A 23,978-nucleotide genomic window follows, 5' to 3' on the forward strand; every position below is an offset into this window, starting at 1 on the left:
CTTTACTCACACTTTCTTTTTTGATTCACACTGCTGCAACATATTATTTTGTTCATCAATGACTTGGGTTTTAACATCCAGCAAACCAAGCAGACTTGGAAACAAGTTATCTTGACTCAATTCTTTGCTTTTTTGCTTGGCTAAGCAAGTAATTTGTGCAGAATTGTGTTGGGTCCACTCCGGTGAAAACCACATCAACATTGGAATATGGGTTTGTTGAGTGGGTGCAATCGCATACGGTGAGCCATGTAAATATAAACCATGTTCCCCTGTCGACTCACCATGATCGGATAAATACCAGAATCCAGTTTGATGAGTGTTATTGCCTTTTAACACCTGAATGAGTGAGCTTAAAACATGGTCGGTATAGACAATCGAATTATCATAACTGTTCAATAATTCTGTGCTGCTACAGCCTTGAATCGCATTGCTATCACAGCTAGGTTTAAACGGTTGGAATTTCTCTGTTGAACGCTGGTAATAAGCCGGGCCATGACTACCCATTTGATGAAGTACAATTAAACGCGGTGTCTGGTCATTTTCAGGAATCGCTGCAAGATAAGCCTTTAAACTATCCACCAAAATTTCATCATAACAATCCCCATCTTTGGCACACCATTTGTCTTTTAACTGTTGTGGAATTTGATACTGTTCCACTCGGTTACAGGTGCCTTTACAGCCTGAATTGTTGTCCATCCACGTCACTTTATAACCTGCTCGCTGTGCAATATCGAGTAGCCCTTCGCGGTGACTGGCCAGCTGTGCATCATAATCTGAACGAGGCATCCCGGAGAACATACAAGGTACTGAAACTGCTGTTGCCGTACCGCATGAACTGACCTGATTAAAATTGATAATATCCAGTTTAGAGAGTTCAGGATTGGTGTTTTTAGCATAACCATTTAAAGAAAAACTTTCTGCACGTGCCGTTTCACCTACCACCAAGACCATCAATTTTGGTTTATTCTGCTTAGCCGCGGGCTGAAGCAAATGGGCATCTTCGCCATAAGTCACTAAAGGCAAATTCTGTGCGGGTTTAGATTTATGATAATAAGAGAGTGTGGATGAGATGGTATTTTGTGGAGAAATCATCCCTTTTAAATCGCGATGTTCACGAAAGATGGCTGCATAATCGACATAGAAGAGGAATAACAATCCGCCCACCAATAACAATGAAATAATGCTATTAATGATTTTTTTAGTGGCTTTCGATAAGAAAACTTCAGGCTTGATCCGAACCAAAGCAACCAAAACAAGCGGACAGATCACAAAGACCACCGTCCACAGTACAAAGCGTAAAGATAATAAGCCCCGGACTTCACGCGCATCGGTTTGCAGCATATTCTGAACTTGTTCAGGTGAAATCACCACGCCCAGACTATTCACAAAATATGCAGTAAAACCGCCAATGAAAAGCAATACACAGGCAAAGATTTTTGCATTCCATGACCATTGCACGAGCTGAAAAATCAGATTATAGGCAGCCACAATAACCAATACAGTTGCGCTTAAAAACAAGTAGGCTTTAGGACCTTGATACGGAGTCAAGCTTTGTATTTGTTGAAAAAAAGCAAAGTTCAGCACCACACCTAACCAAATCGCCAGCAATAGATTAAACTGGCTTAATGAAATCGGCTTTATCTGATTACGTATTGGACTGATGATATTTGACATGATTACTGGCTAATCTATTTACTGATGCCTTAATCTAAAATGTCAAACTTAAAACTCACTTAATAAAAGAAAATAATAAAAAAAGGCGATGTTTACATCGCCCTTTAAGTCTAAATACGCATTAGAATTTGTATTCTATACCTGTACCTACCACAGGTTGTTTATCTTCTTTAGAACCTTGTTCAAGGGTTAATTGACCTGCATAACCGTATGCCTTAACTTGCTTGTTAAATGCATAGTCGAGTCCTGCAAGAATTTGTTTCGCTTCAAAGTCATTTGTATCGACTGCATTCGATTTAAATGCTGTAGTGTTTTGGCTATATTGCGCTTTTACAGTCCAGGCCTTTGCCGTTGGAAGATTATATTCAGCTCCCAATAACCATCCTTGAGCATCATCAATCGTATTTGCTAAAGCTGCTGTAACAGGGTTAGCACTTGGACGACCTACATCTGAACTCTGATAAAGGGCTCTTAATGACAAACCATTGTCTAAATTTAAACGACCAATTGCACGAATCGTATCGGCCTCAATGGTCTGGTTTAGAGCTACAGTATTTTCTGTAGAAGTCGCATTTAAGAAACCTTTACCATTGAAGCGGCTTGGGATGGCTTTGTCATAACCTAAACCGACTACAAACAGATTATCTGTATAGGTGACAGAAGTAGACCATGAATCCCCTAAACCACGACCGGCAACCTTGCTGCCCCCTTTAGTCGCTTTAATCGTATCGCCTTCACCTGTTGCCAATAATGCTTTGGCTTCTAATTTACCTGTACCAATTTTAAATGGAGGTGTCTCATAGACAAGAACATTATCAATACGGTTTTCACCGGCTAAGATACCGTTTACATCAGCTGAATTTTCAATGTAATTATTAAAGGTATCTACAGTTGCAGATAACTGTTTCACTGGCGTATCAATTTTACCGGCTTTTAAAGCCCCTAATTTTTCGTCTTTAAGGCCGACTAACAAGTTTCGTGGAACAAAGACATCTGTACCATTGTCACCATCATCCACATAAAAAGTAAATTCAGCTTGATATAAAGCACTTAGACGATCATTAAGTTTTTCTTCGCCTTTTAGACCAATAAATGAGTTATTTGAACTGAGTTCAACAATATCACGGTCAGATGTATTCGCATTATTTTCTGGTAGGTAATCTACAGTTGCATCCACTTCCCCGTAGAATGTTGGTGCTGCAAAAGTAGAGCCTGCAAATAGGCTTAAAGCAATCGCTGCTGCAATTTTGGTTTTCATTGTTAAATTCCCCTAAATTATTTTGTAACGGATGTTACTGTTTAGAAATATTTAAGAAAATGATTTAATTTTTATTTAGTTATCTTTTTTAATGTTTAGATTTTAAATAGATATTCAATTGAATTAAAAAGCTTTTATTAGATTACTCCAGTTTGCTTTTCCAGCGCACAATAGGAAATAAACAGATCACGGCAATCAGACTGATTAAAAGCAAATAGTCTGCATAGCCCAAAAAGTCACCCAATATTCCACTTAGGCTATATAGGCCCCCACTCACCGTCGCCATCAGCGCCACCTGAAAAGTAAAATCTGTTCCTGCCAGGTGTTTGCGACTGTATTGCATCACCAAAGTCAGCATTACCACCAGCAACATCGCTGAAATCATATCTTCAGCGGCATTAATCAAATAAATCATCCACGGTTTAACTGGCTGTTGTGCCTTATATTGAAAAGCCAGCCATGCGTATGCAGCCAAGCTAAAAATTTTCAAAACAGAAAAACAGAGCAGCGCATTGGCACGGGAAATATACTTCAGACTCAGTCCGGCGAGTCCCGCCCCGATTAAAGCTGCCAACGCCCCAAGCATGGTCACATAAATACCAATTTGGGAAAATGTCAGGCCTAGATCGACCATTAAAGGCTTTAGCAAAGGCCCGGATAAACCGTCGGCAATTTTAAAAGTGATCAGTACCCCTAACCATAAAGCCAGACTACGGCTCTGATAAAAATAGGCCAGATAACTTTTTACTTTGCTCCAGCTAAATGCCTCTTTGTCGGTCGTCTGCTGAATATGCTTGAATCGCGCAGGTTCTTTAAAGCATAAAACAGGCAATGTATTTAAAAGAACCAGTCCGGCCAAAACTAGAAAAGTGATTTGCCAGTCCAGCCAGTCCAGTGCCCATAAAATTGCTCCGCCCCCGACAATAAAACCCAGCCGTGAACCAATTACCTGAAAAGTATTGCCCCAATGCTGCTGTTCATTTTTAAGCATATTGACGGCTAAGCCATCGGTTGCAATATCCTGGGTGGCACCGACCAGATTCATGCTCAGTAAAGCCACAAAAAATGCCAATAGATACGCAGGTTGATTCAAAGCCTGGATCGGCAGGAATGATAAGCCGATGAGTACAACCACACTCAATAACTGGGCCGGAACAATCCAGCTCCGATAATGTCCAAAAGCTGAGTAGCCAAAACGATCAACTAAAGGCGCCCAGAAAATTTTAATCGACCACGGCAACATCAATAATCCAAAGCCGCCAATTTGTGCCAGTGATACGCCTTGTGCACGTAAAATTACCGGTAAAGCATGCGTCATGAAACCAACCGGTAAACCTTGCGCCCAATATAAAGAAAACAACAAGATATAGATGTTAGGTGTACGCGGCATAGTGTGCCCTTATGATCAAAAACCGGATTGATTATTTTTATCAAGCAAGCTGAATTGGAGTTAATATATTGCCAATGCATCTTATTTAACAAAAGCTTAACATAATTAAAATGCGATAAACTTCTGTCGGGGAGGTCAATAAAAACTATGTCAGCACATTTCCCAACATTGCCCGATCAAGTGCCGGCTCGCGGTAGCCGCTTAAGCCGAACGATATTCAAAAAAATATTTCTTGCCCAAGGCTGGAGTTTTGAAGGTGAATTTCCAAACTTGCCCAAAGCGATCGCAATTATTTCTCCACATACATCGAATATAGATGCTTGGCATGGTTTTACTGCATTGCTCGGACTGGGCATTAAAATTACCATTTTTGGCAAACACACCTTGTTTAAAACCCCGCTTAAACCGTTACTTGAATGGATTGGCGTGATTCCCGTCAATCGCAGTATTCAACAAGGTACAACTCAGCAAATTATCGACTTTATTCATACTCAAAATCAGATTTGGGTCGGTATGGCGCCTGAAGGAACGCGCAAACAGGCAAAATCGTTTAGAAGTGGTTTTTACCGTATTGCCGTGGGTGCCAATCTGCCGATTGTGATGTTTTCCTTTGATTACGCCCATAAAACCATTTACTGCTTAGGCGTGTTTCAACCCACCGGAAATTATGGACAGGATTTAGAACAGATTTTAAATCTGTATGCGGGAAAATTTTCGCCGAAAAATCCGGACTGGCTGGCCAAACCGTTACAAAATCGTATAAAAAATAGCTAGTCAAAATTATGTTTATCTGCTGTCATGTGCGCAACTTTTGTCTATTTGATGTCCAATTTTAATTATGAAGTTTGTGCAATATTCTTTCATGGGTCTTCTTGCGCTTAGCCTGATGGGCTGTGATAAAGCCACTAAAACGCCAACGCAAACAACAACCATAAAAGCACGTGAACCCGTAATTGCCATTGCTCTGGGGGGCGGTGGAGCCAAAGGTTTTGCCCATATTGGGGTATTGAAAGTTTTAGAATCGCATGGCATTAAACCGAAAATTGTCACAGGTACCAGTGCTGGTAGTTTTGTCGGCAGTATTTACGCCAGTGGCAAAACGCCCTACCAGCTGCAGCAAATCGCCCTGACCTTAAAAGAATCTGATATTCGTGATTTAACCTTAAACAGTCAAGGGGTTGTGCAAGGCCAAAAATTGCAAAACTATGTCAACAAGCACATTGCCAATAAACCGATTGAACAGTTCCCGATTCGTTTTGCGGCTGTTGCAACGCGCCTCGACACCGGTCGTAAAGCTGAATTTATTAAAGGCAATGCAGGTCAGGCAGTTCGTGCTTCATGCAGTATCCCAAATGTATTCGTCCCTGCAACCATTGGCGGGAAACAATATGTTGATGGTGGACTGGTAAGTCCGATTCCGGTAAAAACCGCGAAAGATATGGGTGCTGATATTGTGATCGCGGTGGATATTTCTGCACGTCCAGTCGGTGGCAGACCGCTGAATATGTGGGGCTTGCTCGATCAGACCATTAATATTATGGGACAGCAAAGTATCAATGAAGAACTCAGTCAAGCGACTGTGGTGATTCAGCCGAAAGTGGGACACTTGGGCACCCTGGATTTAAAAGCCAGCAATCAGTCCATTTTAGAAGGTGAAAAAGCCACCCAATTGAAAATTATTGCAATTGAAAAAGCCATTACCGATTTTAAAAAGTCGCCCGCTGCATTTAAAGCAGCACCCAAAGCCAAAATCTAAAAAAGATGCTTTTTTAATATTCAAAGACTTACTCATCTGCTAAATTGATATAGACGCTTGGTTATCTATATCAATTTTAACAATACACGAGTAGATGTATGGAATTTGTTTTCGAACCTTGGCATTGGTTTGTATTGGGTGTTTTGCTCATTCTTTCTGAATTGGTACTACCCGCTTTTGCTGCACTATGGTTTGGCATCGCTGCCATCATGGTGGGTGTTTTACTTTGGCTGTTCCCGATGATGGGCTTCACCACGCAACTCGTCACCTGGATTATCCTGTCGGTCCTGTGCACCTTACTCTGGTTTAAATTTATCAAACCACTTTCAACCGATAAAACCAAAGCCGGTTTATCCCGTGAGGCGACCATTGGTCAGGTTGGCATGGTCATTCAAACCCATATGGAACATGACCTGATTACAGTGCGTTTCCCCATGCCGGTTTTGGGTTCTGACGAATGGAACTGCCGTACCTTGGAACCGGTTCAGGTCGGTGACCGGGTACGCGTGATCGATATTCTCGGTAACGATCTTGTGGTCAAGCCACACCATTCACATAATGAAAATATATAAAGCGAGGAAATAACATGTCTGGTGGATCTATTATTGTTTTAGCCCTGCTGGTTTTTGCAGGTGTCACTATTTTTAAAGGTGTGCGCATTGTGCCCCAAGGGTATAAATGGATTGTACAACGTCTGGGTAAATACCATGGCACCCTGACACCGGGTCTGAGTTTTGTGATTCCTTATGTAGATGAAGTCGCTTATAAAGTCACCACCAAAGACATCGTGATGGATATCCCTTCTCAAGAAGTGATTACCCGTGATAACGCAGTTTTGTTGATGAATGCCATGGCATATATCAATATCACTACACCAGAAAAAGCGGTCTACGGCATTGAAAACTATACCTGGGCGATTCAAAACCTGGTACAAACTTCATTGCGTTCTATCGTTGGTGAAATGGATCTGGATGATGCCTTATCATCACGTGATCACATTAAGGCAAAACTGAAAGCGGCCATTTCTGATGATATTTCTGATTGGGGTATTACGCTAAAGACTGTTGAAATTCAAGATATTCAACCATCAAGCACCATGCAATCTGCGATGGAAGCACAAGCTGCGGCTGAACGTCAGCGCCGTGCCACCGTGACTAAGGCAGATGGTGAAAAACAGGCCGCTATTTTAGAAGCAGATGGCCGTTTGGAAGCTTCACGTCGTGATGCAGAAGCACAAGTAGTCTTGGCTGAATCATCACAACGTGCCATTGAGATGATTACTTCTGCGGTCGGTGATAAAGAAGTCCCTGTTGCTTACTTACTGGGTGAACAGTATGTTAAAGCCATGCAGGATATGGCGAAATCTAACAATGCCAAAACTGTGGTATTGCCTGCAGATATCATGAACACCATTCGTGGCGTGATGGGTCGTAATCCATAAAGATTTGCATTTTTCTATAAAATAGGCAGCATTGGCTGTCTATTTTTATTTCAGTTGCGAAAAACTCTGCAATCATTGTGAAATTATGATTAAATTTCGCGTTATTTTTTGAAATTATTTGTGCTTCTTTATCCAAGCCTTTGTTTCGATCTACTGTCCACCTTGTAAATGGATACCGTATGAGCTCCCTGAATCCGACCTTAATTACCTTTCTTTTTTATATTGTCGCCATGATTGTGATTGGCCTAATGGCTTATCGCGCGACAGCCAACTTCTCTGATTACATTTTGGGGGGTCGTCGTTTAGGTAGTTTCGTAACAGCGCTCTCTGCTGGTGCTTCAGATATGAGTGGCTGGTTGCTCATGGGACTTCCTGGCGCAATTTATCTTTCAGGTTTGTCTGAAATATGGATTGCCATTGGCTTGATTATTGGCGCATGGCTGAACTGGCGACTGGTGGCCGGACGTCTTCGTGTTCACACCGAAGTTCAGCACAATGCCTTGACCTTGCCAGACTATTTCTCCAACCGTTTTAACGATCAGAAGAAAATTCTGCGTATTGCTTCTGCTTTCATTATTTTGATTTTCTTTGCCATTTACTGTGCTTCAGGCATGGTTGCAGGCGCACGTCTGTTTGAAAGCATGTTTGACATGTCCTATAGCACGGCGCTTTGGGTCAGCGCAATTGCCACCATCAGTTATGTGTTTATTGGTGGCTTTTTAGCAGTCAGCTGGACCGACACCATTCAAGCAACCCTGATGATTTTTGCCTTGTTGCTGACGCCTGTGGTTGCAGTATTAAGCTTTGCCGATATGAACCAAGTGACTTTGGCGCTTGAAGCTGCCCGCCCACAGGCAACCGACGTGATTGGCAATTTAAGCTTTGTAGCGATTATTTCATTACTGGCTTGGGGCTTGGGTTACTTTGGTCAACCGCATATTCTGGTGCGTTTTATGGCTGCTGACTCAGTCAAGTCCATTCCCAATGCACGCCGTATTGGCATGACCTGGATGATTCTGTGCCTAGGCGGTGCAGTTGCTGCCGGTTTCTTTGGTATTGCTTACTTCCAGCAACACCCTGAACTTGCCGGTGCGGTAACCGCGAATCCGGAAACCGTGTTTATGGAACTGACCAAAATTCTGTTTAATCCATGGATTGCCGGAATCGTGTTGGCTGCCATTTTAGCCGCAGTGATGAGTACCTTAAGCTGCCAGTTACTGGTTTGCTCAAGTACCTTAACCGAAGACTTTTACAAATCATTCTTACGCAAAAATGCAACGCAAAAAGAATTGGTCTGGATTGGCCGTTTGATGGTATTGCTGATTGCCCTGCTTGCAATCTGGATGGCAGGTAATCCTGAATCTAAAGTCCTCGGCTTAGTGGCTTACGCTTGGGCTGGCTTCGGCGCTGCCTTCGGTCCACTGATTATTCTGTCATTGTTCTGGCGCCGCATGACGCTAAATGGCGCACTTGCCGGTATGCTGATGGGTGCGGTTGTGGTCATTCTCTGGAAAAATATGTTTAGTGCGACCGGGCTGTATGAAATCATTCCAGGTTTCATTTGCTCACTGATTGCCATTATCGTGGTCAGCTTAATGGGTAAAGCGCCAACCGAAGAAATCACCACACGCTTCGATGAAGGTGATCGTTTATATCAAGACTCTAAATAGTCTTTAGCAAATAATCTTTAGCGCATAAAAAAGAGGACGCCATGTCCTCTTTTTTAATTCAATTTTTCTAGATGATACTTTTACAAAAACTACTTTTCTAAAACCGACTTTTCTAAATCACACGCTTCTAAAGCCCAGTGTATTCAGCTTTTGCGCAACAATAAAAACTGTGAAATCTGATTCAGATCAGCTGCATTTTCAGCAAAAATTTCCAAAGCGCTAAAGGCCTGATCGTGCAATTCTTTGGCATAAGTCTGGGCCTTTTCCAAACCCATCAATGCAGGATAAGTCGATTTATCCACTTGCTGGTCTTTACCTGCAGTTTTCCCCAACACTTCGGTATCGGAAATAATATCCAGAATGTCATCTTGCACCTGAAAAGCCAGTCCAATCGCTTGCGCATATTCACGTAATTTAGGAATCGCCTGATCAGTGCCTCCAAACACGCATACCGCAGCCATCATCACCGCAGCAGAAATTAAAGCGCCGGTTTTATTACGGTGAATATTTTCCAAAGCCTCTTGATTGACATGCTTGCCTTCAGCCTGTAAATCCAGTACCTGACCGCAGACCATTTTTGAACTGGCTGTCGCCAAAATCTGCATCTGTTTTAACACAATCGATGGATCAACCGCAGGCCCTTGATCAAACAAACGGCTGCCTAATATTTCAAAGGCCATGGACTGTAAAATATCACCGGCAAGCAATGCTGTATCTTCCCCAAAAGCCACATGACAGGTCGGCTGGCCACGACGCAATAAATCATTATCCATACAGGGCAAGTCATCATGCGCCAGTGAATAGCAATGGATCATTTCAATGGCCACTGCCGCACGACGTACCGCAGCAAAATTTACATTGGGCTTTATGGCTGCTGTTGCATAGCAAAGCGCCGGACGTACACGTTTCCCACCGAGCATCACCGCATGATGCACAGCGCCTTTCAGCGGTTCCGGAATGGAAAATGCGTCTAATGCCGTCAATAAATCTTGTTGAATACGTTGCTGTGCTTGGGTTAATACATTTGCATGTACGTCAGTTAAAGATGACACATTCGCCTCGAATACTTTGCTTTGGTTCGTCGATTTAACCATCAGAAATCAATGATTGATCTAATATACAGCGCTCTTGTCATCATCGACAGAGAACTTGCGACTCATAATACTGCTTTCTCGCAAGTTTCTCTATCTTGTTTACTACTTCAGGCTATCTTCTGGAATACGAACCCCGCCTTCCATCAGCACGCGTGCGCTACGGCTCATCACCGCCTTCTTCACCTGCCATTGTCCATTTTCCTGAACCGCTTCTGCACCGACACGTAAGGTCCCTGAAGGATGACCAAAACGTACTGCTTCACGCGCTCCGCCACCCGCAGCCAGATTCACCAATGTTCCAGGAATTGCAGCGGCAGTACCAATGGCAACAGCGGCTGTGCCCATCATGGCATGGTGCAGTTTGCCCATCGACAAGGCACGAACCAGTAAATCCACATCTGTAGTTTGAATGTCTTTACCGCTTGACGATGTATAGGCTTTAGGTTTAGACACAAAGGCAATTTTCGGGGTGTGCTGGCGTTTTTCAGCTTCGGAAATGTCCTGGATCAAGCCCATATGTTTTGCCCCATAGGCACGAATGGTTTCAAAACGTGTCAGTGCCTGAGCATCGCCATTAATCGCATCTTGCAATTCAGTTCCTGCATAACCAATGTCTTCGGCATTTAAGAAAATGGTCGGAATACCGGCATTGATAAACGTGGCCTGGAAAGTACCAATATTGGGAACTTCAAAAGTATCGACCACATTTCCAGTCGGGAACATGGCACCGCCCTCTTCACCATCATCTGCAGGATCGAGGAATTCAATCTGAACTTCTGCTGCAGGGAAAGTCACGCCATCGAGTTCAAAGTCCCCGGTTTCCTGTACTTGTCCGTTTGTAATCGGTACATGCGCAATAATGGTTTTTTGAATATTCACTTGCCAGATTCGCACTGTACAGATGCCATTTTCAGGAATACGTTCCGCACTGACCAAGCCATTGGAAATCGCAAATGAGCCTACCGCAGCCGTTAAATTACCGCAGTTACCACTCCAGTCGACAAAAGGCTGATCAATTGCGACCTGTCCAAATAAATAATCCACATCATGATCAGGTTGTGAACTTTTCGCCAAGATCACGGTTTTACTGGTACTTGAACTTGCTCCACCCATACCATCAATTTGCTTGCCGTATGGATCTGGACTGCCAATCACACGCAATAACAGTTGATCACGAACTGTTCCAGGCTGCTGTGCGGCTTCCGGCAAGTCATCGAGTTTAAAGAAAACCCCTTTACTGGTACCACCGCGCATATAAGTTGCTGGAATCTTGATTTGTGGAGCAAAACTCATTTCATTAATCCTTAATACTTATCGTTGTTTTAAACAACATTCGGAAAATGTTGATCACTTTTATGATAATGCTTTTTTCACTAAAAACCTTCGCTACAGGACTTAAGTATAAAAAAGAAACGCTCAAATATTATTGATAAAAACCATTTATAACTTACAAGTCATTGTATTAATAAAATTAATCTATTGATTCATTTATCAATTATTTACAAATCATATCTTTCACTTATTCACATAATCATGACCATACTAGGGTTGTACTAGGCTAATACAAATCAATCCATTACAATCACTTCACTTATCCATTGTCGGGCTGATTACTTTGAATAGCGAGTCTTCTACACTTCAGCGTGGCTTAAAGAACCGTCATATCCAACTCATCGCCATGGGCGGAGCAATTGGTACAGGCTTATTCTTAGGTTCCGCACAGGTGATTCAATCTGCAGGTCCTTCCATCATTTTGGGTTATGCCATTGGTGGTTTGATTGCATTTTTAATCATGCGTCAACTGGGTGAAATGATTGTACATGAGCCTGTAGCAGGATCATTTAGTCATTTTGCCTTTAAATATTGGGGGAAATTTCCCGGCTTTTTAGCGGGTTGGAATTACTGGATTTTATATATTTTAGTGGCCATGACAGAGCTGACTGCAGTCGCCAAATATATTAATTACTGGTGGCCTTTTATTCCTGCATGGGCATCGGTACTGTTCTTTTTCGTTGTGATTACTTTGGTCAATCTCGGCAATGTGAAATTTTATGGTGAATCGGAATTCTGGCTTTCCATTATCAAAGTAACCGCTGTTATTTCCATGATTGTGTTTGGTGTGTATCTGCTGCTTACCGCAGATGCAGGCTCAACGTCTTCATTGAGCAATCTTTGGGAACATGGCGGATTCTTTCCGAATGGTTTTGAAGGCTTGTTCTATATGCTCGCCTTCCTCATGTTTGCTTTTGGCGGGATTGAGCTGATTGGTATGGCTGCAGCAGAAGCGAAAGATCCTGAAAAAACCATTCCTAAAGCCATTAACCAAGTGGTTTTCCGTATTCTGCTGTTCTATATCGGTTCATTGACCATTCTCTTAGCATTGGTGCCTTGGAATCAGCTTGATTTAGGTGGTCTGGATAAAAGTCCATTTGTGATGATTTTCAGCCAACTCGGTATTGGCTGGGCAGCTCACTTACTGAACTTCATTATTTTAACTGCTGCGCTGTCTGTTTATAACAGCGGTATGTATGCCAATAGCCGCATGCTTTATGGCCTAGCAAAGCAAGGAAATGCACCAAAAGTATTCCAAAATGTAAATAAACAAGGTGTTCCTATCCCTGCTGTTTTATTTTCAGCGCTATTAATTTTTGGCTGCGTACTCTTAAACTACTTTGTTCCAGAAGATGCCCTAAGCCATTTGATGTATGTGGTTGTGGGTGCATTAGTTCTTAACTGGGCAATGATCAGTTTGACGCACTTGAAATTTAAACAAGCTGTTAAGCAAGCGTCAATTCAAACCAAATTTCCTGCACTCTGGTCTCCACTGAGCAATTATTTAGTACTCATTTTCATTGCAACTGTACTTTATATTATGTGGACGCAAGGGTTTAAAGAATCTGTACTGATGATTCCGATCTGGATTGTAGTGATGTTTGGTTTATTTAAAGCACTCAAGATGAATAAATCTTAAGCAAAAACCATAAAGCTCAGTATTTAAAAAAGTTATTGTTTCGACAATAACTTTTTTTTTATCAGTATTTGCGTTAAATTAGCTGCGCATTGTGCCCTTAGCTTAACTGGATAGAGCAGTTGCCTCCTAAGTGACCGACGCGGGTTCGACTCCCGCAGGGCGCACCACCCCAATAGCAAAATATAAAATAATTTAGTTAAAAATAATTTATATTCATATAGATAAGATTAAAACATAGAAGAATATAGGTAAATATATAAGGATATAGTTGCAAAATATAAGGATATGATTGAGGATATATACAGTTCTACTCAATATGTATCCTTATTCAATCATGGCCAAAAAGACTATCCCTCTATCTGACTCCAAGTGCACCGGAGCAAAACCACAGGAAAAAGACTACTCTTTGTATGATGGCCATGGGCTTATTTTATTCATCCGAAAGAGTGGCTCAAAGGTATGGCGATTTAAATACAAAAGAGCCAACGGTAAAGACGGTTTAATGACTTTAGGCAACTTCCCTGCTTTAAGTTTAAAAACTGCCCGGGATAAGCGACGTGAATTAGAAGAACTAATTGCTAATGGCATAGATCCAATTGAATACGGCGAAGTACAAAAAGCTAAATTGAATAATGCATATAGTTTTGAGGTTATAGCTCGAGACTGGCATAAGGAATATAGCAATACTGGTCGCTGGATTGCACATACAGCTGAAAGAGCATTAAAGAACTTAGAAGACTATGTTTTTCCCATCATCGGGCAACAGTCGATAGATGCAGTGAAACCTAGAGACCTGGTTAAGGTTTTACGCTCCATTGAAGAATCTGGATATGCAGAGGTATTAAAGAAAACTCGCCAAAGATTTAGCAGCATATTTTCTTATGCGATATCACGCGGCCTCATAGAAGAAAATCCCGCTTACTTTCTAAAAGATGTTTTTGTCAAAACGAAAAAGTCTAAACACCACCCTCAATTACCATTAGAACAACTGCCTGAGCTTTTGCAAAGATTAGAAAATGATAAGGGTTACCCTATAACGAAGTTATGTACCGCATTTGCACTTCATACATTTGTCCGTTCAAGCGAGTTTCGTTTTGCACGTTGGAATGAGTTTGATCTTCAAAAAGGCATATGGACTATCCCCGGAGAAAGAGAGTTCACTCCAGGACAAAAGTTTTCTAATCGTGGTGCAAAAATGAAATTAGACCACTTAATACCACTTTCACCTCAAGCTATTATCTTGCTCAAAGAAATTCATAAATATAGCGGAATGACAAAAAATGTATTCCCAAAAAACGGTGACCCTCAAGGTTTTATTAGTGAATCTACAATAAACAAGACATTACGCCGTATTGGCTATGACACTAATACAGATATATGCGGACACGGCTTCAGGGGCATGGCATGTTCTGCCCTGGTACAAAGCACTTTATTCCAGAAGGAAGCTGTAGAGAAACAAATGAGTCATCAAGAGCGCGACCAAGTACGTTTAGCTTATACACATCAAGCAGAGTACTTGGAAGAGCGTAAAGCCATGCTCAACTGGTGGAGTGATTATCTAGAAGCAAATCGAGTTCAACACATCAGTCCATATGACTTTACTCAACAATTGCTTAGTGATGATGTAATCAATTTTAAATATGCAAAATTGGTGAAGTAATTCATTTTCAATCCGTAAAATCAATCTATTAAAACTTGAAATTAAAATGAATAAATCAAAAACTACTAATATTTTGCCTCGCTCTTTCAAATTGGAAAATTATGAGGGGATGGATAGATTATCTCCATTGGAGTGGTTATTTCAATTAGAAGCAAGATATCAATTACATGCCTCACTTGGGAGTTTTATAGACTGTAGTCATCGACTAACTAATGAAGAAAAAAAGAAATTTTTAGATTTAATAATAACTGACTATTTTAAAAATCCTTTTAAATTAGATAGACAGTACAAATTTTTCTCTCAAAACCACAAAGAAAATGTTGAAATTTTTGTATATGCGGAATATGAGAAATTACCCCAAATAGTTACTTCTGGCGCTATTAGACCTATGACAATAAAAGATTTCCATAGAACCAATCAGCAATATGGTGAACTTTTTCAGAATGATAGAAATGCGGAACCTTTTTTCAAAGAAGCAATCCAACGACATTCCTCTGTAGATTCTCTAAAGTTAATCCCTTTCTATATGGATTTATCATTTTCAGATGAAGTACTAGAAAAAGAATTTAAAAGAAACCTTGCAAGTTTGAGAGCTAATTTTAAGGATATTGAACCAACAAAAAATTTAACTAAATACAAGTTAGCCTACTGGGCATCTTATAAATTACTGGCCTACATTGATTTATATTTATGGTCTTGCATTCACGATATCAGTATAAAAAGACCAGTTTTAAGCAAAGCTTTATATCAAAATCAATCTGAATATGGCGAAGATACCTTAAGAAAAAGCGTTCTTCCAATCATGAATCGCTTATTCACTCCTAATGGAATTGAATTAGATGATTTAGAGAACCCAACGCACCTATTAGATGAACTTGCGATATTAGCACTATCAAATCTGGAAAATAATTAAGCAATTTCTTTCCGGATTTTTAGAGAACTAACTCAATCCACATTTTTTTATTTACTTCTTAGAAAATGCCTAAAATTCTTAACTAGTTAGGCATATCTATGACTATTCAACCAATCCGCATCCAATTCAAAACAGCTTGTGAATTACTAGATATCAGTCGCGAATCATTGCGCCATATCGTGCGTACTGATGCTAATTTTCCTCGACCAATCAAAACAGGAAGCACTAAGCAGGCTCCAGTCTATTTCGACTATGCAGAACTTTTAGAGTGGCATAACAGCCAGAAGCAAAGTCTTTCGACTTTGGAGGCTTAAACATGATGAAGCAGCACAAAGAATCTGCACTTTTTGCCAATGGCTTTTTGATTAATGCCAACGTGAACCCGATCTAGTGAGGGCAAGAACATGAATAACACTCAATTAAAACAAGTTTTAGGCCATCTCAAGCAAGGAGAAACCATTTCCCAAGCAGAGGCTATCGACCTTTTCGATTGCTACCGTTTAAGTGCAATCATCCAGCGTTTACGCAATACAGGTTATGACATTACGACCCATAACGAGCGAAATAAGTCAGGTATTGGCAGACATGCTCGTTATGAGCTTGTTAAGCAGGTGGCAGTATGAAAGATGTATTTTTAGGAATTATAAACGGCATATTTCTAGATACTTGCTTTGTTGTGCTTTGCTTAATTCTTGCAAGTATAAACAGTTCTGTTTATTCTAAGACCGTTCATCCACATGATGAATTAGCTTTGGTCGGCTATCAATTCTCAAACGGCGTACATTCCGCTCCCTGCGGTTTTTTTGTGCGTAATATCTCTATGCGTTCGCATGTTATGGCGAAGCTGGAGAGGGACACCTTCGGGTGTGCAGGTATCCGTTTGAGCCTGTCGACCAACCCTTTTCAGCTTTGCCACCCTCATTTGGTCGTGATTGGCAAAGCTCCTTTAAATTCAAACGGAATGCATACTCATGCCTAATCAAATTACTCCTAAATATCAATTAAAAAAAAGAATCCAAGCATGGATTAATGTAATGGCAGATAACAAACGCTATTGCTTTTATATCGCCGTTGGACTTGCAGATAGTGATATTGTCTATCCTCTAGGAAACTGGAATATTCCCTTTTACTCTATTGAGGAAGCTAACCAGTTTAAGAAAGAAGCTCAATTAAAATACCCTGATTGTAGTTTTGATTTTATTACAGGGACTTTGCATATTGACCAGGCAATGGAGGACGTTTCTTGCGTGTTCTGGGCTAAATGGCAAAAGAAACATAGTGAGCGTATTTCTTTCTTAAATAATAATGCGGGGTAGTCACAATGCCTGACTATGACCACCCCAAAGAAGAACTAATAACACCCAAAGCCATTTTAAACGAATGCACACAGCTTGTATCGTTTAATGATGCTTATTCATCACATGAATTAATACAGCGTTTTGGCAGCCCTGAGCAGCCGATCTATGTTGATGATGGCAGTGTGGATATAAACGGTGTTACTTATGAGCAGCCTTTGATTATGCCTATCTATGATGGGCAAATGGAGCTTGTTCAATGCGCTGTCATGCAAGACAACCGCCTTGTATCTGTCATGCCTGATGGATTGGCTAAAGGTTTTGCAAGGTATGGAGGTTTTCAGCATGACAAGCCTGTTATCATCACACACAGCCTAGAGGCATTTTTCAAGGTAGCCCAAACAGGTTACGCCGTGGCTTTGGTCATATTACCAAATCTATGTAATGCTCATCTAACAGAACTCAAGCCGTTTGATTTTGAGCAGATCCAGTTTGTGATTAACCAATTATCAAAGGAAGGTTATACACAGTTATATATGCCGGTCCGTCCTGAGCATATCCAGCTTGAATCATTCCAAAGCTTAGAAAAAAATACTGCGGTTAGATTACTGAACCAATATACAGAATACGGCGGAAGTTCATTCCTGACTGAGCTGTATAAGGATGATGATGTAGAAGAAGTTAAAGCTTTTATTCAGCTGGCGATTGAGCAATTGCCTGCAAATAAGCTATTACCCAAAGGCCATTTGGCCAAGCCATTCAAAATGGATGAAGGCGCATTTCTGCATATCATGGACGCTGGCCTATATCTGATTAAAGAAAAAAGAGATGAGGATGGACAGCTTAAACAGACCCGAACTTTTATCTGCCATTCAGCCATTATATTGGGCGAAGCGCGAAGCCTGAATAATGACAACTGGAAACGTGTTATCCAGTTTCATGACAAGGACAATACCTTACACCGGCTACTAATTCCCTATGAGCATTTTATGGGTGAAGCGCAGGAAGCCTTAAAAATTATTGCCAATCATGGCTTGATGCCACCGCGCCAGGCGTATAAGAAAAATGTATTCATCAACTACATTCAGGACTACCCGATAGAACAACGTTTCCGCTGTGTAGACCGTGCCGGATGGCATGGCTACTGCTTTGCCACACCCAATAAAACCTATGGCAACAGTGAAGATGAGGAATTACTTTTTCACAGTGACAACAAAAGCCCTTATACCGTATCCGGCACCTTTGAGGAATGGCAGGAACTTAGCCGGCTGATTGAACCGCATGCTTTAGGTGTATTGGCATTCGCATGCGCCTTTTCCGGGCAATTGGTTTTGCCCTTAGGGGTGGAAAGCGGCGGCTTTCATATCTATGGTTCATCGACCGATGGTAAGAGTACCATTACCAAGGCAGCCTGCAGTGTGTGGGGGAATCCTAAGCATATATCCAAATCATGGCGGACTACGGACAATGCTTTAGAAAATGAAGCCGAGTTAAGAAATGACAGTTTTTTAAATCTGGATGAACTACGCCAAGCTGTACCGAAAGCAGTATCGGATATTGTCTATATGCTGACAGGTGGACAAGGTAAAGCACGAAGTACCAAATCAGGTAAAAACCGAGATGCTAAGCAATTTAGCATTATGTATACCTCTACCGGCGAAGTAACACTTGAGGAGCATTTGCGCCGTGGCAATATCGAATTAGATGCCGGTCTTTTACTTCGTTTTGCCCATATTCCAAGTGATGCAGGTAAAGGCTACGGCGTATTTGATTGTATTAACTATGGTACAGCACCACAGGACATTGGTAACCGCATTAATGAATTGGCATCACAGCATTATGGTCATGCTGGTATCAAATGGCTGGAGTTTCTGACTAAGAACAAAGATGCTGTGATGCAAAAAGGCCAAGAGCTATTAGATAGCTTTATTGAGCAGCACACCCAGACGAAAAACGGACAGGCTAACCGTGTTTTACGCCGTTTTGCCTTGGTCGCAACTGCTGGAGAGTTAGCAACATTGGCAGGCATTACAGGTTGGCAGCAAGGACGCACATTTGAGGCTATAGCGCAGTGTTTTAATACTTGGCTTAGTAGTCTAGGCAACGGCGAGAACATGGAAGAAACAAAGATTCTAGAGCATATCAAGGCTTTCTTTGAATCCAATGGAGCGAGCCGCTTCGAAGACTTAACTGTAATTAGACAGGCAGACGGTGAAGTCATCCGGCAACGTATCCACAATCGTGTCGGCTACTACGACCCTATAGATAAGGTTTACCTTGTTTCCGCAACTATGTTTAAAAAGGAAATATCTATCGGTATGAATGAAGCGAACGTCAAAAAGGTATTGATTAAAAATGGATGGATAAAGGAGTTCATTGAAGGAGATAAAAAGCTGTACGTGAAGAGGTCTAGTAATACCCTACCCGATGGTACACGCCCCCGAATGATGCACTTTAGTATTGATTCCATGCAGAACACAGATATTGATATCTGAAAATATATTTTATCATGTGGACGTAGTGGACAAGGTGGACATATAGATATTTCTTGTAGTTAATACACTGTTATATATAAATATTCTTATGTCCACTTTATATAAATATATCTATTTTAATAGGTGGACATCAGGTGGACACGACTCAAGGTAAAAATACCCTGTCCACTTCATCTGTTTTTTATGTCCACTTTTTTTCTATGCAGGTTTATATGCAGGTGGGCTAAGTTAATTATTTAAAAACATATAGATAATTACTTATGTCCACCTTGTCCACTATGTCCACTTAAAAAAACACACATACATAAACCAACAGAATAAGAGAAATCAGGGAAGATGTGCTGAAGTTGCTGTGATAGCTTCTGAGTAAGACTTTTAATCTTTATGATAGCAATCAATTCACCCAATAGAAATAAACAACAGCCTCCGTCACTGGAGGATTCTTTATTACTTAGATTCCTGCTATGTAATTAGATAGCTAAACCTAGTTATAAGTTCGGCATAGCTAGCCTCTTTTGCCATAGTAGCCTCAAATAAGAACGCCGTATTTATAAATACGCTAGATCCCCGAATTAAACTTTAAGAAATAGCAAAAACTTAGCAAATACAACACAATAAAAATCTTATTAAACAAAGTAGAAATTATTAATATTTATTGGCAAAAACTACCAAAAAAAACACCTAAAATAAACCCATACTGAATCTACAAATCACCAATTAACCCTAAATCAAAATTTAACAATAAAAAACAAATACTTATGTATGTTTTTTTCTATTTTTTATAGCTGTTTTAGGGTTGTTTTTGCTGTTTCGCAAATTAACCCCATGAAGCAAATTGTCAAGCATATTTTTTAGTATGTTTGAATCGACAATGATTGGCAAAATATTACATTTTCAGCACATAAGACTAGTGATTTATCAATGTAAAAATAACGAATAAATTTGTGTATTTTGGAATTGAAAAAGCCCCCTATGCTTATTAGTAGGCATAGGGATTTTTCAGCAATGATAGAAGTTAAAAAATATGTAACAGCTCTATATGACACTTCCTTTCAGATTTAATTTTCGTAATATTATCTCGATCATTTTTATTGCTCCTCGCATGTTACAGAGGTAAATCTATTTAGAATAAAAACTAACTTCTGGATACCTATGAATATTGATAGACGAGTTCGAGCAAAAGAATTTATGGACCTTCTTGCTGTGGGTCGAACCAAGTTTTATAGACTGCTAAAGAAAGGCTATATTCCTGAACCGGTTAGAATTACGGAAAAAGATGTTTTTTGGTATGAGTCAGTGGTAAAAAAAGAAGTGGAAAAGTTTAAAGATAGACTTGAGTAGCCTCAATTATGTTTAAGCACAAATACATCATCACAGTAGAAAGCGACACTCTTCCTAAAATATGTTTGGGAGATAAAATTTACGGCACCACAGTAGTTGCCTTAGAAAAAGAGTAATATCCTGATCTGGTAGATGTAACCTGGCTTACTAAAGGCTTTCCGATGTCAAGAGATACCCTTTCTAGGCAATTAGAATTATTTAATATCGGCATTCCTGGGAAGAATCTTTATAATCCGAATATTGGGGTGCCTTTTTTAAAAAATAAAATTGAATATAAACCTGGGCGGAAAAGGAAAAACTAACAAATGAATAAACAGGCCCCGAAGCTTAATAATTATACAATGTTATGTATGCGATATGTCTCACCCGTAGTGCATCTAGATACTATTGTTCAAGACTTCTTTACGCATATGGATGTGAAAACCGCACGTAAGAAAGCTAATTTTCATGAACTACCTTTTCCAGCATTTAAAATTGAAAAATCAGCAAAAGCTCCATGGATGGTACGACTCGAAGATTTTGCAATCTATCTAGATTAACAATACGCCCTACATCGCCATGACTACGATGCTATGAACTCTTAGCATTATTTTTGGGGCTAAATTAAAATTGGTGAAGAAAATAACTTTTAAACTAACATAGCAAAATATAGTTGTTGGAAAAGCACCAAATAAAAGTTATAACTCTCATAATTTATAAATTTTTTCTTTTATTTTTTTGGGGGTTCTTATGTCATACATCATCAAATTGATATCAGAAAATTGCTACATCATTCCTGATGATGACGGTTGGCTTACTACTACAAAGTCACAGCAAGAAGCGATTGATATAGGACTCTTTGATAATATGGAATCTGCAGATGAAACAGCTCAAAGTTTCAGTGGTGGTATGACCAGAGGCATTGATTACATAATCCAACCAGTTTCTAAAGACCGCTACCATATTGTGGAAATTATTATTCCAGAAGAAATTGCCCCTAAACTAAAAGATATCAATAGCCTCATTAAGAATGGTAAGGCACATATATTCCTTACTAATGTGACAACCGCAAATGATGCTATGGATGGCCTTACTCTTTATGCGGTATCTACCGGTAAAAATGCAGTCCTTTATAAAACTACTCAGTATGAAGTTCGTAAAGAGGCTATTTCACAATACCTAAATAAGCGCTTTGGCGATCAGTGGGAAATAAAGCTACTACCTGTTCAGGCTTGAAGAATGAGATAAATCATCTAAAAAAGCTTTAATCAAATAATTTTAGCCTAGATATTTAATTTAGCTATAAGCTCGATAAAGATATGAGTGGTTGTAAATTATTGGATTATACCAAGATGTTTAAAAAGTAAGTCACCGTTGATCTAGATGCTGTGGTGTTATGAATGCAAACAATTGAAATCAATTCCAAAAAGATCAGCCGGATGCTTTATCAATGGCTCTTATTAACAGTTGAGCTTAAGACTGGTGAAAAATTCATATACAGGCTTCTTGAAACAGGTACATTTGCGGCATTTATTGATGCACCTGACAAGGATAAATTTTATAGAAACAACATAGAAAGCAATAAGGAATTCAAGAGAATTCAGCTTTTTGGGTGAATTTAAACTATTGTCCTGCTGCAATTCATCTTAAGTTGTTGGGGTGTATTAATAATAATGAGTAAGCTTAAATGAGTGATATTTTTTTTAATTATGATGGTATTAAATGGGAAATTTTCTGTGAGAGAATGATGAGGCATCATTATACTCAACCCTATTTCACTTCTGTCCCTGCTACAGATCGAGGTGATTGTGGGCTGGAATTCTTTACACGTGATGGAAGTATTTTTCAGTGCTATTTTCCAGACCCAAAATACTCGATGAGTGAGTATAAAAAACATGTACAAACTAAAATAAGAACTGATCTAAAAAAACTGAAGACCTATGAAAATCAAATTCATGATTTTTTAGATGATATTGTTATTAAACAATGGGTATTACTTATTCCAAACAATAAAACTAAAGATTTAATCACATATTGCAACACAAAAAAAAGAGAGATAATTAAAGAAAATATAGCGTTCATTGATAATGATAATTTTACTGTTAAGATTGAAACAGCCGAAAGCTATCCTTCATCAAAAAATTTTGCTTTAAAATATTCTGATGAATTAATTCATATAAATACAAAAGAAATTAATGAAAATATACTATCAGATTTCAAAGATAGTACTTTTGAAAAAAACATTAAGCGAAAGTCAAATTATATATCTAAAAAACCTGAAATTTTTTCTAAAAATATGACATCAAAGTATTTAAATATAACAACATATTTAGAGGAGTTACGTTTTACATTCCCTGACACTTATCAGGAAATTGAAGAATGTGGTCGTACGCTATTATCAAAAATGCAAGACATGATCGAGATTGAAGAAATTGAGCCTGACAATAAGTTTATCCAAGCAGTAAAAACTCAAAATGAAATTCAAATTAATAGTTTATTTGGCACAATAATTTCTAAATATAATAGAGATGAGTTACCATATGGACTGATTTCCAAGTGGATTGCAGAATGCAATATGGATTTTTATGATGAATAATAAATCTATTAAAGTTACTATAAATAATAAACCATACCCCATCCCTGTGGAGATGCGTCCATTATGGAGAATTGGTTTAGTAGTTTTAATAGTAAAAAGAATGAATACTCTTAAAAAGACAATAGATCTAAAAAAGTTAAATGTGTTGTTATGGATGTTAATTCGCAGCCATGACTGGGAAAAATTTAAACTATTTTTAAATAATAATAACCAAACTGCTCCATTTATTACTTCAGATCAAGCCAATTATATTGCAATTGAATTAGCATTCAACAAGGAATTAATAAAATTTGATGAAGAGAAAATAATTACCACTAAAAATGGTGACTTATTTTTCAATTTTATTGTTGAAAACTCAATATTCTCCAATGAATTAAATTTCATCAACCAAAATTCATTAGCTTTTACGAATGTAAAAATAGATCAAATAATGGGGAAAAAATAA

24 protein-coding genes and 1 tRNA gene are annotated in these 23,978 nt (G+C 39.4%); 20 read left to right on the forward strand and 5 right to left on the reverse strand.

Features of this window, described 5'->3' with window-relative positions; translation table 11 throughout:
• Positions 1-6: 6 nt before the first annotated feature.
• The 3 genes from ACU0NF_RS09760 to ACU0NF_RS09770 form a co-directional block, all read right to left on the reverse strand.
• Positions 7-1,674: a phosphoethanolamine transferase gene (locus tag ACU0NF_RS09760; RefSeq protein ID WP_445660985.1), complete on the reverse strand. Its 1,668-nt coding sequence runs from the start codon at positions 1,672-1,674 to the stop codon at positions 7-9.
• A 121-nt stretch (positions 1,675-1,795) separates the two neighbouring features.
• A complete protein-coding gene (locus ACU0NF_RS09765) occupies positions 1,796-2,932 on the reverse strand; it encodes a porin (RefSeq protein WP_445660986.1) in 1,137 nt (378 codons plus the stop codon).
• A gap of 142 nt (positions 2,933-3,074) precedes the next feature.
• On the reverse strand, positions 3,075-4,322 hold the full coding sequence (locus tag ACU0NF_RS09770) for an MFS transporter (protein ID WP_445660987.1): 1,248 nt from the start codon (positions 4,320-4,322) through the stop codon (positions 3,075-3,077).
• A 147-nt stretch (positions 4,323-4,469) separates the two neighbouring features.
• Between ACU0NF_RS09770 and ACU0NF_RS09775 the strand changes: the two genes are divergently transcribed.
• From ACU0NF_RS09775 to putP, 5 genes are all read left to right on the forward strand, one after another.
• A complete protein-coding gene (locus ACU0NF_RS09775) occupies positions 4,470-5,096 on the forward strand; it encodes a 1-acyl-sn-glycerol-3-phosphate acyltransferase (protein ID WP_445660988.1) in 627 nt (208 codons plus the stop codon).
• 64 nt (positions 5,097-5,160) lie between these two features.
• On the forward strand, positions 5,161-6,078 hold the full coding sequence (locus ACU0NF_RS09780; RefSeq protein ID WP_445660989.1) for a patatin-like phospholipase family protein: 918 nt from the start codon (positions 5,161-5,163) through the stop codon (positions 6,076-6,078).
• Positions 6,079-6,176: 98 nt separating this feature from the next.
• Positions 6,177-6,650 (forward strand): NfeD family protein, encoded by a 474-nt coding sequence (locus ACU0NF_RS09785; RefSeq protein WP_284066266.1) that lies wholly within the window; start codon positions 6,177-6,179, stop codon positions 6,648-6,650.
• A gap of 14 nt (positions 6,651-6,664) precedes the next feature.
• Positions 6,665-7,519 carry an SPFH domain-containing protein gene (locus tag ACU0NF_RS09790; protein ID WP_445660990.1) on the forward strand — a complete coding sequence of 285 codons (855 nt, stop codon included), beginning with the start codon at positions 6,665-6,667 and terminating at the stop codon, positions 7,517-7,519.
• A gap of 179 nt (positions 7,520-7,698) precedes the next feature.
• The gene (putP, locus tag ACU0NF_RS09795) at positions 7,699-9,189 is read left to right on the forward strand and encodes a sodium/proline symporter PutP (protein ID WP_445660991.1); all 1,491 of its coding nucleotides are present in this window, start codon (positions 7,699-7,701) and stop codon (positions 9,187-9,189) included.
• A 143-nt stretch (positions 9,190-9,332) separates the two neighbouring features.
• On the opposite strand, the gene ACU0NF_RS09800 is transcribed toward putP, so the two are convergent.
• Positions 9,333-10,241, reverse strand: coding sequence for a polyprenyl synthetase family protein (locus ACU0NF_RS09800; RefSeq protein ID WP_445661014.1), 909 nt, complete (start codon positions 10,239-10,241; stop codon positions 9,333-9,335).
• 144 nt (positions 10,242-10,385) lie between these two features.
• Complete coding sequence (gene prpF, locus ACU0NF_RS09805; RefSeq protein ID WP_445660992.1) at positions 10,386-11,576, reverse strand: 2-methylaconitate cis-trans isomerase PrpF; 1,191 nt, start codon at positions 11,574-11,576, stop codon at positions 10,386-10,388.
• 322 nt (positions 11,577-11,898) lie between these two features.
• On the opposite strand from prpF, the gene ACU0NF_RS09810 reads away from it, so the two are divergent.
• The 15 genes from ACU0NF_RS09810 (at position 11,899) to ACU0NF_RS09880 (ending at position 23,978) form a co-directional block, all read left to right on the forward strand.
• Positions 11,899-13,254, forward strand: coding sequence for an amino acid permease (locus ACU0NF_RS09810; RefSeq protein ID WP_445660993.1), 1,356 nt, complete (start codon positions 11,899-11,901; stop codon positions 13,252-13,254).
• 91 nt (positions 13,255-13,345) lie between these two features.
• Positions 13,346-13,421, forward strand: a tRNA-Arg gene (locus ACU0NF_RS09815).
• Between the two features lie 167 nt (positions 13,422-13,588).
• Complete coding sequence (locus ACU0NF_RS09820; RefSeq protein ID WP_445660994.1) at positions 13,589-14,914, forward strand: tyrosine-type recombinase/integrase; 1,326 nt, start codon at positions 13,589-13,591, stop codon at positions 14,912-14,914.
• A 46-nt stretch (positions 14,915-14,960) separates the two neighbouring features.
• On the forward strand, positions 14,961-15,827 hold the full coding sequence (locus ACU0NF_RS09825) for a DUF6387 family protein (RefSeq protein WP_445660995.1): 867 nt from the start codon (positions 14,961-14,963) through the stop codon (positions 15,825-15,827).
• Between the two features lie 98 nt (positions 15,828-15,925).
• Positions 15,926-16,141, forward strand: a complete 216-nt coding sequence (locus ACU0NF_RS09830) for a transcriptional regulator (RefSeq protein ID WP_370983606.1) — start codon at positions 15,926-15,928, stop codon at positions 16,139-16,141.
• Positions 16,142-16,231: 90 nt separating this feature from the next.
• Positions 16,232-16,450 (forward strand): helix-turn-helix domain-containing protein, encoded by a 219-nt coding sequence (locus tag ACU0NF_RS09835; RefSeq protein WP_445660996.1) that lies wholly within the window; start codon positions 16,232-16,234, stop codon positions 16,448-16,450.
• Positions 16,447-16,806, forward strand: a complete 360-nt coding sequence (locus ACU0NF_RS09840) for a hypothetical protein (RefSeq protein WP_445660997.1) — start codon at positions 16,447-16,449, stop codon at positions 16,804-16,806. The genes ACU0NF_RS09835 and ACU0NF_RS09840 overlap by 4 nt, the downstream gene beginning before the upstream one ends.
• The gene (locus ACU0NF_RS09845) at positions 16,799-17,143 is read left to right on the forward strand and encodes a hypothetical protein (RefSeq protein ID WP_445660998.1); all 345 of its coding nucleotides are present in this window, start codon (positions 16,799-16,801) and stop codon (positions 17,141-17,143) included. Before ACU0NF_RS09840 ends, ACU0NF_RS09845 begins: the two co-directional genes overlap by 8 nt.
• Positions 17,144-17,148: 5 nt before the next feature.
• Positions 17,149-19,617: a DUF927 domain-containing protein gene (locus ACU0NF_RS09850; RefSeq protein ID WP_445660999.1), complete on the forward strand. Its 2,469-nt coding sequence runs from the start codon at positions 17,149-17,151 to the stop codon at positions 19,615-19,617.
• Between the two features lie 1,152 nt (positions 19,618-20,769).
• The gene (locus ACU0NF_RS09855) at positions 20,770-20,958 is read left to right on the forward strand and encodes a helix-turn-helix transcriptional regulator (RefSeq protein ID WP_445661000.1); all 189 of its coding nucleotides are present in this window, start codon (positions 20,770-20,772) and stop codon (positions 20,956-20,958) included.
• A 305-nt stretch (positions 20,959-21,263) separates the two neighbouring features.
• A complete protein-coding gene (locus tag ACU0NF_RS09860) occupies positions 21,264-21,497 on the forward strand; it encodes a pyocin activator PrtN family protein (protein WP_445661001.1) in 234 nt (77 codons plus the stop codon).
• A 190-nt stretch (positions 21,498-21,687) separates the two neighbouring features.
• Positions 21,688-22,173, forward strand: coding sequence for a hypothetical protein (locus tag ACU0NF_RS09865; RefSeq protein ID WP_445661002.1), 486 nt, complete (start codon positions 21,688-21,690; stop codon positions 22,171-22,173).
• 164 nt (positions 22,174-22,337) lie between these two features.
• The gene (locus tag ACU0NF_RS09870) at positions 22,338-22,553 is read left to right on the forward strand and encodes a hypothetical protein (protein WP_445661003.1); all 216 of its coding nucleotides are present in this window, start codon (positions 22,338-22,340) and stop codon (positions 22,551-22,553) included.
• Between the two features lie 71 nt (positions 22,554-22,624).
• Positions 22,625-23,533, forward strand: a complete 909-nt coding sequence (locus ACU0NF_RS09875; RefSeq protein WP_445661004.1) for a hypothetical protein — start codon at positions 22,625-22,627, stop codon at positions 23,531-23,533.
• Positions 23,526-23,978, forward strand: coding sequence for a hypothetical protein (locus ACU0NF_RS09880; protein ID WP_445661005.1), 453 nt, complete (start codon positions 23,526-23,528; stop codon positions 23,976-23,978). Before ACU0NF_RS09875 ends, ACU0NF_RS09880 begins: the two co-directional genes overlap by 8 nt.

Source organism: Acinetobacter sp. F16 (assembly GCF_052712855.1).

Coding starts and splice junctions, on each gene's coding strand:
- ACU0NF_RS09760 (WP_445660985.1), bottom strand. CDS start 1,674: ATGTCAAATATCATCAGTCCAATACGTAATCAGATAAAGCCGATTTCA.
- ACU0NF_RS09765 (WP_445660986.1), bottom strand. CDS start 2,932: ATGAAAACCAAAATTGCAGCAGCGATTGCTTTAAGCCTATTTGCAGGC.
- ACU0NF_RS09770 (WP_445660987.1), bottom strand. CDS start 4,322: ATGCCGCGTACACCTAACATCTATATCTTGTTGTTTTCTTTATATTGG.
- ACU0NF_RS09775 (WP_445660988.1), top strand. CDS start 4,470: ATGTCAGCACATTTCCCAACATTGCCCGATCAAGTGCCGGCTCGCGGT.
- ACU0NF_RS09780 (WP_445660989.1), top strand. CDS start 5,161: ATGAAGTTTGTGCAATATTCTTTCATGGGTCTTCTTGCGCTTAGCCTG.
- ACU0NF_RS09785 (WP_284066266.1), top strand. CDS start 6,177: ATGGAATTTGTTTTCGAACCTTGGCATTGGTTTGTATTGGGTGTTTTG.
- ACU0NF_RS09790 (WP_445660990.1), top strand. CDS start 6,665: ATGTCTGGTGGATCTATTATTGTTTTAGCCCTGCTGGTTTTTGCAGGT.
- putP (WP_445660991.1), top strand. CDS start 7,699: ATGAGCTCCCTGAATCCGACCTTAATTACCTTTCTTTTTTATATTGTC.
- prpF (WP_445660992.1), bottom strand. CDS start 11,576: ATGAGTTTTGCTCCACAAATCAAGATTCCAGCAACTTATATGCGCGGT.
- ACU0NF_RS09820 (WP_445660994.1), top strand. CDS start 13,589: ATGGCCAAAAAGACTATCCCTCTATCTGACTCCAAGTGCACCGGAGCA.
- ACU0NF_RS09825 (WP_445660995.1), top strand. CDS start 14,961: ATGAATAAATCAAAAACTACTAATATTTTGCCTCGCTCTTTCAAATTG.
- ACU0NF_RS09830 (WP_370983606.1), top strand. CDS start 15,926: ATGACTATTCAACCAATCCGCATCCAATTCAAAACAGCTTGTGAATTA.
- ACU0NF_RS09835 (WP_445660996.1), top strand. CDS start 16,232: ATGAATAACACTCAATTAAAACAAGTTTTAGGCCATCTCAAGCAAGGA.
- ACU0NF_RS09840 (WP_445660997.1), top strand. CDS start 16,447: ATGAAAGATGTATTTTTAGGAATTATAAACGGCATATTTCTAGATACT.
- ACU0NF_RS09845 (WP_445660998.1), top strand. CDS start 16,799: ATGCCTAATCAAATTACTCCTAAATATCAATTAAAAAAAAGAATCCAA.
- ACU0NF_RS09850 (WP_445660999.1), top strand. CDS start 17,149: ATGCCTGACTATGACCACCCCAAAGAAGAACTAATAACACCCAAAGCC.
- ACU0NF_RS09855 (WP_445661000.1), top strand. CDS start 20,770: ATGAATATTGATAGACGAGTTCGAGCAAAAGAATTTATGGACCTTCTT.
- ACU0NF_RS09860 (WP_445661001.1), top strand. CDS start 21,264: ATGAATAAACAGGCCCCGAAGCTTAATAATTATACAATGTTATGTATG.
- ACU0NF_RS09865 (WP_445661002.1), top strand. CDS start 21,688: ATGTCATACATCATCAAATTGATATCAGAAAATTGCTACATCATTCCT.
- ACU0NF_RS09870 (WP_445661003.1), top strand. CDS start 22,338: ATGCAAACAATTGAAATCAATTCCAAAAAGATCAGCCGGATGCTTTAT.
- ACU0NF_RS09875 (WP_445661004.1), top strand. CDS start 22,625: ATGAGTGATATTTTTTTTAATTATGATGGTATTAAATGGGAAATTTTC.
- ACU0NF_RS09880 (WP_445661005.1), top strand. CDS start 23,526: ATGAATAATAAATCTATTAAAGTTACTATAAATAATAAACCATACCCC.